Below are 13,392 nucleotides of genomic sequence, written 5' to 3' on the forward strand. Positions count from 1 at the left end.
GCAGAGCAAAAACTAGTATTTGTTCTGTCGCGTGAAATTAGTTCCGAAAGCCCTTTCGGTAGAAACACCTAAGCGCAATCGGTCAATGGTTTTAAACGACAAGGAAGAACGGCACTTCAAATTGAATTTAAATTTTCAATAGCGTGATAAATCAGGTATATTTGAAACTGAATTTCATCAGGATAGATATTCAATTTTCATATTAAAAATTAAGTAATTTCATAGAATGAACAAGGAATTAGATCAACTAGCCGCAGATAATATCAGAGCCTTGGCCATAGCCATGGTAGAAAAAGCTAAATCTGGACATCCGGGAGGTCCAATGGGTGGAGCGGATTATATGCATATTCTGTACTCGGAATTTTTCAATTATGACCCATCTGATATGCATTGGCCTTTCAGGGACCGTTTCTTTATGGATGCCGGTCATTTGTCCTCTTTGATGTATGCTCAGTATTATCTGCTCGGTAATTTCAAGAAAGATGATATTGCTAATTTTAGACAGTGGGGTTCCGTTACTCCAGGACACCCAGAAGTGGATGTTGCCAGGGGAATCGAGAATACTTCTGGACCGCTTGGACAAGGACATACCATGGGAGTCGGAGCTGCCATAGCGGCAAAATTTCTAAAGGCTCGTTTTGGCGATTGGATAAACCATAAGGTTTACGGTTTTATTTCCGATGGTGGCGTCCAAGAAGAAATATCCCAAGGAGCAGGAAGAATTGCGGGCCATTTAGGCTTGAACAATTTTATTATGTTCTACGATTCCAATGACGTTCAGTTATCTTCAAAAACGGATGAGGTAACTTCGGAGGATACGGCAAAAAAATATGAAGCTTGGGGATGGAAAGTGGTGACTATTGATGGTCACGACCACGAGCAGATCAGGAAAGCGCTTAAGGACGCCAATGCGGAAACTGAAAAGCCAACACTGATAATTGGTGAAACCATTATGGGGAAAGGTTGTGTAACCGCGGATGGTGAAATGTACGAAGGTTATACCGAACTTCATGGGAAACCTATTGGAGATACCGGAGCCGATTATGAGAAGACCATGGACAACCTCGGTGCCGATGTGAACAATCCTTTTGATATCTACGCTAAGGTCTCCGATTTTTATAACAGCGTTAAGGATGCTAAAAAGAAAGCTGTAGATGCTAAGAAAGCTGAAATACAGTCTTGGAGAAACGACAATGAAAAATTAGCGTCCAAATTAGATATGTTCCTTTCAGGAGATTTACCTGATTTGGATTTTGACAGCATAGAACATAAAGGCGGATTGGCCACGAGAGCGGCCTCTTCCAATGTTCTCGGATATTTAGCGGAAAACGTTGAGAACATGATCGTTTCCTCTGCGGATTTATCCAACAGTGATAAAACGGACGGTTTCCTTAAGAAGACCACAGTGCTTAAAAAGGGTGATTTCTCAGGCGCCTTTTTGCAGGCAGGTGTTGCGGAACTCACTATGGCCACTATAGCTAACGGTATTGCGTTACATGGCGGAATTATCCCTGTAGTCGCTACATTCTTTGTGTTCTCTGACTATATGAAACCCGCGATACGATTAAGTTGTATACAAGAACTTCCCGTTAAATTCGTATGGACACATGACGCTTTTAGGGTAGGGGAAGACGGACCTACACACCAGCCCGTTGAGCAAGAAGCGCAAATACGTTTATTGGAAAAATTAAAGAACCATAGTCACGAACAAAGTTTTGTAGCTTTAAGACCGGCAGATTCCCAAGAGACCAATGTGGCTTGGAAAATGGCAATGGAGAATTCAAAAACTCCGACGGGTTTAATTCTTTCTAGACAGGGTATTCAGGATATACCCTCCAAAGGTAACCGATATGAAGATGCCTTGGGTGCAGAAAAAGGAGGCTATTTGGTACAAGAAGTAGCTGACCCAGATATAGTTCTTATCGCAAACGGTTCCGAGGTCGCTACCTTAGTTGACGCGACAAAACTGCTCGAGGAGAAAGACGGACTTAAAGTGAATATCGCCTCAATCCCTTCCGAGGGAATCTTTAGACAGCAGACAAAGGCATATCAGGAAAAGGTAATACCTTCCGACAAGCCTATTTTTGGTTTAACTGCTGGCCTACCGGTAAATTTACAAGGTTTGGCAGGACCCAATGGAAACGTGTTCGGTCTAGAACATTTCGGATACTCAGCTCCAGCGAAAGTCTTGGATGAAAAGTTCGGTTTCACGGGAGATCAAGTTTACCAACAAGTAACGGAGTTTTTAAAATAATTGAATCAATTTAAAAAGATAACAAATGAAATTTTTTATAGATACAGCAAATATAGAGGACATTAAGGAAGCCCAAGATATGGGTGTTTTAGATGGCGTAACTACAAACCCTTCGCTTATGGCGAAGGAAGGGATTACCGGTGCGGATAATATTTTAGAGCATTATAAGAAAATATGCGGTGTGGTTGATGGGCACGTTAGTGCGGAAGTTATCTCCACAGATTTCGAGGGTATGGTCGCTGAAGGTGAAAAATTAGCTGCATTGAATCCACAGATCGTTGTGAAACTTCCAATGATTGCGGATGGGGTGAAAGCTTGTAAATATTTTTCGGATAAGGGTATCAAGACAAACGTAACCTTAGTTTTTTCTGCGGGACAAGCGCTATTGGCTGCTAAAGCCGGCGCGACCTATGTTTCTCCTTTCATTGGAAGATTGGATGATATTTCTACGGACGGATTAGGTTTGATTGCCGATATCCGATTAATTTATGACAACTACGGTTTTGAGACGGAAATACTTGCGGCTTCCGTTAGACACGTCATGCATATTTTGGATTGTGCGAAGATTGGTGCAGATGTAATGACCGGTCCTTTATCAGCAATTAAAGGATTATTGAAACACCCTCTTACGGATAGTGGTCTGGCTAAGTTTTTGGAAGACTACAAGAAGGGTAATTAATCTTTCGATAGGAAAATACCCTTTTAATGATTGATAAAACGCTCACTTCTATAAGTGAGCGTTTTGTATTTATAGCACCCTCTACGATATTATAAAGCAAGCGATAGCATAAAAATTAATAGGGCACAGGACAGGCCTACGACAAAAGTGCCTAGGCTATATAGTTTATAGCCGGTTTTAACGTCCATTCCCGTTAGTTGTGTTACCACCCAAAAAGCACTATCGTTGGCGTGGGAGACTACAAGTCCGCCTGCACCTATGGTTACGACCAAAAGCGCTTTTTGAAGTTCCGTATCAAAGCCCATGGAGCTCATTAACGGGGCCATAATAGAGGCCGAAGTAATCAAAGCTACCGTAGAAGAACCCTGTGCGGATTTTATCGCAGCGGTTAAGAGAAAAGGCAACCATATGCCCATACTTATGCCGTCAAATAAATCGGCTATCACAGCACCGATACCAGAGTTTTGCAGAATTTTTCCAAAAATACCGCCAGCTCCCGTAATCAAAAGTATCGTAGAGGCACTTAGAAAAGCCTTGCCTACCCAACCAGATTCGGAAAATAAGGATTGATCTAATTTCTTGGGTAAAGTAAAAGCCAATAACATCCCAATAATCAAGGCTATAAGCGGGGAGCCAACAAAGGAAATGAGTTGAAACAGAAATGAGCTGGTCATGGCTTCGTTGGCAAAAAAGGTTATTAAGGATTTACCAACTATCAATAGGATAGGAACCAAAATGGGAAGAAAAGACCTGAAGGCATTTGGTGCGTCTGCCATCTTTTTTTCAATATCGGCCTCTGAAAGTTCAGGATTAGGGTCAATATACGTCTTGCCAGCTATTTTTTTAGAAAAGATAATAGCTACCATTAGCCCAAAGAGACTTATGCCTAGACCTAGGAGCATGACGAGACCGATATCTGCTTCTAAGATACCGGCGGCAGCAATGGGACCCGGCGTAGGAGGCACAAGAACGTGGGTAAGCATTAGACCTAACATAAGCGCAACACCCGTGCCCGCTATAGAGAGTTTGGATTTTTTGGAAAGGGATTTGTTCAAAGGGTTTAGAATTATAAAACCACTGTCGGCAAAAACGGGGATGGAGACGATATAGCCAATGATACCCATCGCCGCATGAACATTTTTTCTTCCAATGAGATGTAAGACCACTGCTGCCATTTTATAAGCGCCGCCTGTATTTTCTAAAAAAGCCCCAATAACCACACCAAGCAATATGACCAATCCTATTTTACCCAAGGTACCACCAAAACCCTCTTCAATGGAAGAAAGTATAAGGTCGAACGGCATGCCCGTAGTCAACGCGAAAAAAAAAGAGGCCAGCAAAAGGGCCAAAAACGGATGCACGTTTAATTTGGCGGTTAATAAGATAATCAAGGCAACACTTGCCACTAACAGTATTAAAATCATTTTTCTTCTTTTTTTAACATAAGTTGCTCGAGCTAGTGCTTCAAACCTTCAAAAAATTTTTACCACGAACCTCTTAAAAATAAGGAACTTATGCTAAACAATAAAAAGGAGAAATCAACTTATAAGTCTGCTATTGGTATTACTATTTTAATGCTAATGCAATCCACCAAAATCTAAAGCCTGTGTTTGCAAATAGGTATTTGTTGGGTCTAGAATACGCAGTGCTTCCGCGATTGTTTTTACAGGTAATTTACAAGTATTATCACGACATACATAGATGTAGGTGCCATCTTCAGAAAACCTGCCTTCAAAAAGGGCCAAATCACTTTCCGTAGTGCTGCCTACTAAAAGTATATTGGGAACATAAGTAGCACCCATTTTTTTAATCATACTTTCTGCATCTTTACCCACTACCGCGACCTCATAGAAAGGGTAGGAAATGTTTAAAAGAAGCGAATTCCATTTAGCATAGGAGTAAGGCGTTTCCTTTGAAACTTCCACCATTGATGAAACCATGGTTTTTGCCTTTTTCATATCCTCTTGGTTATAGCATATATGCCCAAGTTGAAAGAGGTTATGTGCCATAATAGCATTGGAGGATGGGATAACGCCATCGTCTGTTTTTATTAATTTGGCTATCAATTTATCTCCTTCATTATAGGTATACATCCCAGAGGAGGCATCATTAAATTTATCCTGAGCCTTTCGTGTCAGTTCTTGGGCAAGGGATAAATGTTGTGTGTTTAACGTAATACTGTAGAGGTTCAATGCGGCGTTAGCCAATAGACTATAATCTTCTAGGAAGGCATCGATATGTTTGCTGTCCTTTTTATAAGAATGTCCAAGTTCATTGTTTTTATAGCCACGTGTTTGAATAAATTGTAGGATGTGTTCCGCATGGTCCAATAAGGAAGTAGTTCCTATCGCAGTATAAGCGTTTAGGTAACCATTGATTAAAAGTGCATTCCAAGAGGTCAGAATTTTATCATCGGTTCTAGGGCGGGTCCTTTTTTTCCTTGCTTCCATCAATGTTGCTTTCCAATTGGACTTCAGGTCTTCTAGTTCTGATTTGGATACGGAATTCGTCTCTAGGAATTGGGTGTCGTCCATAAGTCTATGAAGCACATAATTACCGTTTTCCCAAACAGCCTGTTCTTCGATAGTGTAGTAGGCGGCAAAAAGTTCAAAATCAGTGCCCAAAATCGATTTTAGCTCCGTTTCGGTCCAGACATAGAACTTGCCTTCTTCTCCCTCGCTATCCGCGTCTAAAGCGGCATAATAACCGCCTTCTGGATTCTTCATTTCACGTTCAAGAAATTCGATGGTCCCCAAGATAACTTCTTTGTATAGAGGTTTTTTGAAAACCTGATAGGCTTTTGAGTATAAGCTTAAGGCTTGCGCATTATCGTATAACATTTTTTCAAAATGCGGTACTTTCCATCTAGCATCCGTGCTGTAACGGAAAAATCCACCACCAATGTGATCATAAATTCCACCAAGTGCCATTTTGTCCAAGGTTCGCTCAACATGTTTCAAAGCGGCTTCATCTTTTGTGAGCAATGCGTAATCTATAAGAAAATTCAAATTAGAAGGGAGCATAAATTTTTCGTCCCTAGTATCTCCACCCCAAACTTCGTCCCACAAAGGCTTCCAGTTTGCTATACCTTCAAAAACTGCTTCTTTTTTGAGTTGGGTAAAATCATCTGAAGGAGCTATGAGATTTACTTCTTGAATACCCTCCGCAACCATATCTGAATATTGCGCGGCCTTATCAGGGTCTTCCTTATAGAGTCTGCTTATCTCCGTAAGGACTTTTTTCCATTGCTCTTTGGTGTGGTAGGTACCACCGTATAACGGTTTGCCATTTGGAAGGGTGATTACGTTTAGGGGCCACCCTCCGTTCCCTTTCATTAGTTGAACGGCCGTCATGTAAATCTGGTCCACATCTGGGCGTTCTTCACGGTCTACCTTAATATTCACAAAATTCTCGTTCATTATTTGGGCGATGGAATCGTTTTCAAAAGTCTCTTCTTCCATTACATGACACCAATGGCAAGATGAATAACCAATACTTACCAGAACAAGCTTATTTTTTTCTTTGGCTTCATCCAGTGCATCTTGGCTCCAAGCCCTCCAATCCACGGGATTATGGGCATGCTGAAGCAAGTATGGGCTCGTTTCGTTGATTAGTGCATTGGTGTATTTATGTTTTGATGCTTCTTCTTTAGATTCATTTTTACAAGAGGCCAGGGTAGTTAGAAGAACAAGGGCAATTCCTAAATAACGAGAAACTTCGGGGATAAAATAATTGAACATCTTGCGTGTATCTAAATTAGTGTTAAGGTAAACAGACGTAATTTTCTGCTAACTTTAGCTAGCGTAATTTACTCATTTTATGAATTTTACTAAGGTCTTTTTTAGCATATTCATTATCTTTTAAAACTAGAGATTATAAGTAACTCAAGATTAAAAATTTATGAAGAACAGTTCCTATGATTTTTTAATGGTAAAAGACTACTTGCTCCTAGTTTTTATTGCGCTACTGCTTGCTTCTTGTGGAACGGAGACGAAGGAAAAAGAAGCTACTAAAATTACGAGGCCAAACATTATTTATATCCTTGCGGATGATTTGGGCTATGGTGAAATAGGTGTTTTTGGTCAAGAAAAAATTGAAACACCTCATATTGATGCGCTAGCTAAGGAAGGTATGATTTTTACGCAGCACTATACCAGCGCCCCGGTATGTGCGCCCGCCAGATACATGTTTTTAACGGGAAGACACGCTGGTCATTCCTTTATCCGTGGTAACCATGAGTGGCGAGAGCGCGGAGATGTTTGGAATTATATGGCAATGGCACAGGATTCTACCTTAGAAGGCCAGCATCCCATGCCTTTGGATACCAAGACCCTTGCACATTACTTGAAGGATATAGGCTATACAACCGGTATGATTGGTAAATGGGGTTTGGGTGCTCCGCATACTAAATCTATACCCAATGAAATGGGATTTGACTTTTTCTACGGTTACAATGGTCAGAGACAAGCGCATACTTATTATCCGTTGCATCTTTACAAGAATAGAAAACGTGTTCATCTGGCGAACGATACCATTGCTCCCCACACACCATTTCCAGAAGGTGCAAACCCCGAGGACCCTGCAAGCTATGCTGATTTTACACTTACGGATTACGCACCCGATTTAATGTTCAACGAGCTAACGCAGTTTGTAGCACGTAACAAAGCAGCTCCTTTTTTCATGTATTGGGCAACTCCAATTCCGCATGTTGCGCTGCAGGCACCTCAAAAGTGGGTCGATTATTATATAGATAAGTTTGGACCAGAGGTTCCTTATCTCTCTGGTGGTAAGAACAGCTATTTTTCTCATAAAAATCCGCATGCGGCCTATGCGGCTATGGTATCCTATTTGGATGAAAATATTGGGAAGTTGGTGGCGCAGTTAAAAAAAGAGGATATTTATAACAATACGCTTATCGTTTTTACCTCGGACAACGGACCCAGTTATGCTGGTGGTGCTGATCCTTCGTTTTTTGATAGCGCTAGACCTTTTGATGGGGGTTACGGAAGAGGGAAGGGGTTTGTTTACGAAGGAGGTATCAGGGTCCCGACATTTTTTACGTGGCCCAATAAAATAAAGGCAAACACCAAAAGTGACCATATTTCCGCTCACTATGATATGATGGCAACCTTAGCGGACATTACGGGTTTTAAACCTGGTAAGGAAACGGATGGCATTAGTTTCCTGCCCACCTTACTATCCGAAGAAAATCAAACAGAACATGATTTCTTGTATTGGGAGTTTCCGGAATATGATGGACAAATAGCCATCCGAATGGGAGATTTTAAGGTGGTTCGTCAGCATTTAAAAAACCCTGAAAAAGCGACTATTGAGGTATACAATCTGGTGAACGATCCAAAAGAGCTAAAGAATATTGCGGAAGCGCATCCTGAACTATTGGAGAAAGCCGCTGATATTTTTAAAAACGAGCATACCAAGGCAGAAGCGGATAGATTTGTAATACCGCTATTGGAGACGGGACTTTTAAGTAAAAAATAGGGTAACTTTACCTTTTAATTACCGTACATATGAAAATACGTTTCTTAGTTCCAAGCCTACTTTGTTTGTGTATTACAGCACTTTTTTTGAGCTGTAAAGAAGATAAGGCTTATAAAGAGGCCGAAAAAGCATTCACAAAGAAAGAGGCAAAGCCAGAAGTACTTACGCCGCTTTTAGTGGAACAACCGGACGGAGTAAAGACTCCCGATGGCATGATTTGGGTCTCCGGGGGTGAATTTCAACAGGGAGCCGTACCACAGGATAAAATGGCCATGGCGCATGAAAAGCCGGCCGTTAAGGTGTCCGTAGATGGCTTTTTCATGGATATAACAGAGGTAACCAACCAACAGTTTAGAGAATTTGTAGAAGAAACGGGGTATGTTACTGTAGCCGAAAGGGCAATTGATTGGGAAGAATTGAAAAAGCAAGTTCCTGAGGGTACCGAGAAACCCCACGATTCCATCTTGCAGCCGGGAGCATTAACTTTCAGGAAGACCGAAAGCTCCCTACCCAATCTTTACGATTTTTCGCAATGGTGGAAATGGACCATAGGAGCAAATTGGAAGCACCCGAACGGACCTAAAAGTGATATTAAAGGAAAGGACAACTATCCCGTAGTGCAGGTTTCTTATGAAGATGCCTTGGCCTATTGTGAATGGGCTGGTCGTAGGCTCCCAACCGAGGCGGAATGGGAGTTGGCCGCTAGAGCTGGTAGTTATGGCACAACCTATTTTTGGGGAGACGACGCAACCGAACTTTCCAAAAGGGCAAATACTTGGGAGGGCGAGTTTCCTGTCAAGAATACCGAGTTAGATGGCTATGAGCTGCGTGCTCCCGTAAAATCCTATGCGCCCAATGCCTTAGGTCTCTACGATATGGCGGGCAATGTATGGGAGTGGACAAGTGATTGGTACAATACAAATTATTATAAAGATATGGTCGCTACATCCAGTGTTTTAAGAAATCCACTTGGTGCTGCGAGTCCGTTTACACCGAATAATCCGTACGCCAAGGAAAAGATCATTAAAGGCGGTTCTTTTTTATGTAGTGATTCCTACTGCGCTAGTTATAGAGTTTCAGCCAGAATGGGTTCCAGTATGGATTCTTCCCTGGAACATACAGGTTTCAGGACGGTAGCTTCGGTTGCCATGCTTAAGAATTGAAAAATTAAGTTTATAATAAACTGTTGATAACTTCACTGTAAGGTTTTTGCACAAAAACCTACTTTTGTACTGTATAATTTGAAAGAAATTTAAAGACCATGTCGGATAAAGTAGAACGAGTAAAAACCTTAATAATAGGATCAGGACCCGCAGGATATACTGCGGCCATATATGCTGCTAGAGCAGATTTGAAACCAGTCATGTATACGGGAATGGAACCAGGAGGACAATTGACCACTACAACCGAGGTAGATAATTTTCCGGGTTACCCAGAAGGTATCGATGGTCCTACGATGATGGTTCAATTACAACAACAGGCGGAGCGTTTTGGAACAGAGGTGCGTATTGGCATGATAACTGCGGTGGAATTAAGTAAGGAAGTCGGCGGAATACATAAGGTTACGGCAGATAACGATAAAATTATTGAAGCGGAAACCATTATTATTTCCACAGGTGCAAGCGCAAAGTATTTGAACATTCCGAGTGAACAAAAGTTACGAGGTGGTGGAGTTTCCGCTTGTGCCGTATGTGACGGATTCTTTTATAAAGGTCAAGATGTGGCCATCGTTGGAGCAGGGGATACGGCCGCCGAAGAGGCGTCTTACTTGGCCAATATTTGTAATAAAGTGACCATGTTGGTTAGAAAGGATCATATGAGGGCATCCAAAGCCATGCAGCATAGGGTAAATAGCCTCAAAAATATCGAGGTGCGTTACAATACCGAAGTTGATGAGGTTTTGGGCGATCAAGTAGTAGAAGGTTTACGGATGGTGAACAACCAAACAGGAGAAAAGGAAGATATCGCAATTACCGGACTGTTCATAGCCATTGGTCACAAACCGAATACAGATATCTTTAAGGGGCAATTGGATATGGACGAAACGGGTTATCTGATTACAAAGGGTAAATCTACCAAAACCAACTTACCGGGAGTATTCGCTTCGGGTGATGCGCAGGATAAGGAATATAGGCAAGCGGTGACGGCAGCAGGAACAGGTTGTATGGCCGCTCTTGATGCCGAGCGGTATTTAGCGAGCATTGGCTCTGTAGAGGAAGCGATAGCGGACGATTACAATATATAATCTGATTGGAGTAACAATAAAAAAAGCGGCTTAATAGCCGCTTTTTTTATTGTTAAACTTTCATTAGTCAATTCTTCGATAATTCTCTGCAAAGGTTCTATTCCCCTCATCGTCCAATGAAATTTGACTGTACCGGTCGCTATCAAGAATCAACTCAAAAGTGAAGACCTGAACGGTATCTTGAATCCCCATCATTACGGCGGAACCATATTCCAACCGCTCCTCTAATTCATTTTCCGTATTGGTGTAAGACCCATAGCCGAACCATTCAGCAGGATCATCAGGGGCATAACGCGTCCACATGACCTTCCCTTTACTATAAATTTTGATCTGTCTGTATCCATTAACGTTTTGAAGTGTGTCCGATACACCCGATTCGTCGTAATTGTATCGGTTAATAAGTTCCCAGGTGCCCTCTAAGGAGGAGGCGCTTTGTAGCTTTGAAGAAGTGATATTGGTTGCGGATACCAATAACAACATCAAAAAAACCAATCCAAGTAATTTTTTCATGGCTATCTATTTTAATGGTTATTAATACCATAAAAGATACGATTTAAAAAGTTAAATTCATAAGAAATGCACCTAATAATTACGGATTAAATAAATATTTCATTAAAATTTTATTTATTCGTAATCAAAGCTGTTCAGTAGCTGTATTAATTTTTTTAAATCGTCTCTGGTATGGTTTGCTGAAATAACAATTCTGCTCATGGTTTCCGAGTCTTCGTTCGGGTATTTGAAATCAGTAACAATGATTTTATTTTCAAATAAATAATCAACAAGGGCCGAGTTTTGGAAAGATATGGTGGGATGGCCCTCCATATATCGTAATTTTTTATTGCGCACTAAATGTTGAAGAAAAAATGCTAAATTTTCCTGCAGCTTGTTTCTTCTATTTTCATAAATGGTATCTGCCTCAAGTAAAGTCGCCATTGCAGCAGGACTAGCAGGACTAGAACCACCATACAAAGGGGACTTCTTCAAAACTTCCAAGTCTTCTTTTTTTCCGAAAATAGCTCCGGCCTGTAGGCCAAATCCTTTTCCTAAAGAGCAACAGACAAATAGTTCTTTAGCCCCGAGCCTATTAAGGGTTTGGTAAATACCTCCGCCATTGGCCCCAAGTATTCCTATGCCATGAGAATCGTCCACTACCATAATAAGTTTGCCCAAAGGCAAATTCTTTAAACCCTGGAAATCAGGAAAATTTCCTCCCGAAAAGTCTATGGAATCCAGAAATAGTACTGGGGTTGCTTTATTGGTACTTTTCAAATGGCTCTCTAAGGCGAAATTGAGACTGGCGTAAGTAACATAGCTTTTGGACGCTTTTCGGAAAAGTGCGGAGTGGGTATGTGGTACATAAAAAAGCTTATGTTTTTGTGCTTGCATGAACCCCGAAAGGAATTGGCCTGCCAAATAACCGGAAGAGAGGGTAATACACGCTTCGCTACCTGCTAATTGCGCTAAATGCCTTTCCGCCTTATCGAAAACTGAAAATTGAACGTTAGATTTTCTTGAGGCCCCGTAATTGGTTCCGTAGTTTCGGATGTGTTTGATGAACAATTCTTGAAACTCGGGTAAGTCCTGTAACCCTAGATAAGATGTTCCGCCAAAATATAGGTAAGGGTTACCTTTAACATACACTTCACGTCCTGGAAAAGAATCTATCTGGATAGCCATTATACTAGGGTTATACCGCTACCACCTAATTTAGGGAATATTACCGTAGCATCAGATGCAATTTGCACACCATGGGCAATATCTTCTTTTAGAAGCAGGGCACCGTCCATATCTACATAATCTAACTGAGGTAATAATTGAGCAATCGCGGATATACCTACGGTAGACTCCGTCATACAACCCACCATAATCTTAAGCCCCAGTTCTTTTCCTTGTTTGATCATCCGTAGGGCAGGGGTCAAGCCCCCGCATTTAGTGAGCTTAATATTGATGCCACTAAAATGTAAACCGCATTTTTCAACATCTGTTTCTAGAATACAGCTTTCGTCTGCAATTACGGGTAAAACACTATGATGCATTACTAGTTCCATACCTTGCCAATCGTCTGCCTTTAGGGGTTGTTCTAAAAATTCTACCCCCAAATCTTTAAGTAAGGGTGCATTTTTAATAGTTTCCTCAGGGGTCCATGCGCAATTGGCATCAATCCGAAAAACGGCGTCCGTATGGGCTCTTAGTTCTTTTACGATAGCGACATCATCTTCTGTACCGAGCTTTATTTTGTAAACGGGCCAAGGAAATTCCTTCATTTTCTCCACCATCTTCGCTATGGAGGCTATTCCTATGGTATAGTTCGTTGTTGGATAGGAATCCGTACTTGTACCCCAAATTTTATGAAGCGGTTTTTGTAGCAGTTTACCATAGAGATCATGAGCGGCCAAATCTAGCGCGCAGATGGCGAAATTCGTTAGTCCTTTGGAAAGTAAAAAGGCATGGAATATTTCAGGCGTCGTGAATTTAAAGCTATTAATTTCTGTTTGTATCCTTTCAATTTCGACCATCATACTATCTACCGAAACATTGTAGTAAGGATTGGCGGTCGCTTCACCATACCCAGTTTGTCCGTTCAGTGTTAGACCAACGATCAAGGTGTTTTGGTGATCATGGGATTCCCTAGAGATACTAAAAGTGTGCTTTAAGGAAAGCACGTATTTTTTAAGGCTAATTTGCATACTACTAATATAGTAATAAGCCTTAGGG

10 protein-coding genes are annotated in these 13,392 nt (G+C 41.3%); 5 read left to right on the top strand and 5 right to left on the bottom strand.

The window, feature by feature from the left end; all coding sequences use genetic code 11:
• Positions 1-226: 226 nt before the first annotated feature.
• Positions 227-2,254 (top strand): transketolase family protein, encoded by a 2,028-nt coding sequence (locus tag EJ994_RS02630; RefSeq protein WP_126591075.1) that lies wholly within the window; start codon positions 227-229, stop codon positions 2,252-2,254.
• Between the two features lie 25 nt (positions 2,255-2,279).
• Positions 2,280-2,933: a fructose-6-phosphate aldolase gene (gene fsa / locus EJ994_RS02635; RefSeq protein ID WP_099573345.1), complete on the top strand. Its 654-nt coding sequence runs from the start codon at positions 2,280-2,282 to the stop codon at positions 2,931-2,933.
• A gap of 89 nt (positions 2,934-3,022) precedes the next feature.
• Here the strand turns inward: fsa and EJ994_RS02640 are convergent, their stop codons facing one another.
• Complete coding sequence (locus EJ994_RS02640) at positions 3,023-4,357, bottom strand: GntP family permease (RefSeq protein WP_126591076.1); 1,335 nt, start codon at positions 4,355-4,357, stop codon at positions 3,023-3,025.
• Between the two features lie 153 nt (positions 4,358-4,510).
• Entirely contained in the window at positions 4,511-6,673 is a 2,163-nt protein-coding gene (locus tag EJ994_RS02645) for a thioredoxin domain-containing protein (RefSeq protein WP_126591077.1), read from the bottom strand.
• A 160-nt stretch (positions 6,674-6,833) separates the two neighbouring features.
• Between EJ994_RS02645 and EJ994_RS02650 the strand changes: the two genes are divergently transcribed.
• The 3 genes from EJ994_RS02650 (at position 6,834) to trxB (ending at position 10,677) form a co-directional block, all read left to right on the top strand.
• Positions 6,834-8,432, top strand: a complete 1,599-nt coding sequence (locus EJ994_RS02650; RefSeq protein WP_241240833.1) for an arylsulfatase — start codon at positions 6,834-6,836, stop codon at positions 8,430-8,432.
• Between the two features lie 86 nt (positions 8,433-8,518).
• Positions 8,519-9,595, top strand: a complete 1,077-nt coding sequence (locus tag EJ994_RS02655) for a formylglycine-generating enzyme family protein (RefSeq protein WP_410504167.1) — start codon at positions 8,519-8,521, stop codon at positions 9,593-9,595.
• 98 nt (positions 9,596-9,693) lie between these two features.
• On the top strand, positions 9,694-10,677 hold the full coding sequence (trxB, locus tag EJ994_RS02660; RefSeq protein WP_099573340.1) for a thioredoxin-disulfide reductase: 984 nt from the start codon (positions 9,694-9,696) through the stop codon (positions 10,675-10,677).
• Positions 10,678-10,740: 63 nt separating this feature from the next.
• On the opposite strand, the gene EJ994_RS02665 is transcribed toward trxB, so the two are convergent.
• The 3 genes from EJ994_RS02665 to EJ994_RS02675 all read right to left on the bottom strand — a co-directional run bounded on the left by EJ994_RS02665 (position 10,741) and on the right by EJ994_RS02675 (position 13,364).
• Positions 10,741-11,187, bottom strand: coding sequence for a hypothetical protein (locus EJ994_RS02665; RefSeq protein WP_099573339.1), 447 nt, complete (start codon positions 11,185-11,187; stop codon positions 10,741-10,743).
• 114 nt (positions 11,188-11,301) lie between these two features.
• Positions 11,302-12,354 (bottom strand): pyridoxal phosphate-dependent aminotransferase family protein, encoded by a 1,053-nt coding sequence (locus tag EJ994_RS02670; RefSeq protein ID WP_126591079.1) that lies wholly within the window; start codon positions 12,352-12,354, stop codon positions 11,302-11,304.
• Positions 12,354-13,364: a dipeptide epimerase gene (locus EJ994_RS02675; protein ID WP_126591080.1), complete on the bottom strand. Its 1,011-nt coding sequence runs from the start codon at positions 13,362-13,364 to the stop codon at positions 12,354-12,356. The genes EJ994_RS02670 and EJ994_RS02675 overlap by 1 nt, the downstream gene beginning before the upstream one ends.
• Positions 13,365-13,392 lie beyond the last annotated feature (28 nt).

This window comes from Maribacter sp. MJ134, assembly GCF_003970695.1.
Lineage (GTDB): Bacteria > Bacteroidota > Bacteroidia > Flavobacteriales > Flavobacteriaceae > Maribacter.

What these genes read in the sequence shown, in the direction of transcription:
- EJ994_RS02665 (WP_099573339.1), bottom strand. Translation starts at nt 11,187, where the DNA reads ATGAAAAAATTACTTGGATTGGTTTTTTTGATGTTGTTATTGGTATCC.
- EJ994_RS02645 (WP_126591077.1), bottom strand. Translation starts at nt 6,673, where the DNA reads ATGTTCAATTATTTTATCCCCGAAGTTTCTCGTTATTTAGGAATTGCC.
- EJ994_RS02670 (WP_126591079.1), bottom strand. Translation starts at nt 12,354, where the DNA reads ATGGCTATCCAGATAGATTCTTTTCCAGGACGTGAAGTGTATGTTAAA.
- EJ994_RS02650 (WP_241240833.1), top strand. Translation starts at nt 6,834, where the DNA reads ATGAAGAACAGTTCCTATGATTTTTTAATGGTAAAAGACTACTTGCTC.
- trxB (WP_099573340.1), top strand. Translation starts at nt 9,694, where the DNA reads ATGTCGGATAAAGTAGAACGAGTAAAAACCTTAATAATAGGATCAGGA.
- EJ994_RS02630 (WP_126591075.1), top strand. Translation starts at nt 227, where the DNA reads ATGAACAAGGAATTAGATCAACTAGCCGCAGATAATATCAGAGCCTTG.
- fsa (WP_099573345.1), top strand. Translation starts at nt 2,280, where the DNA reads ATGAAATTTTTTATAGATACAGCAAATATAGAGGACATTAAGGAAGCC.
- EJ994_RS02640 (WP_126591076.1), bottom strand. Translation starts at nt 4,357, where the DNA reads ATGATTTTAATACTGTTAGTGGCAAGTGTTGCCTTGATTATCTTATTA.
- EJ994_RS02675 (WP_126591080.1), bottom strand. Translation starts at nt 13,364, where the DNA reads ATGCAAATTAGCCTTAAAAAATACGTGCTTTCCTTAAAGCACACTTTT.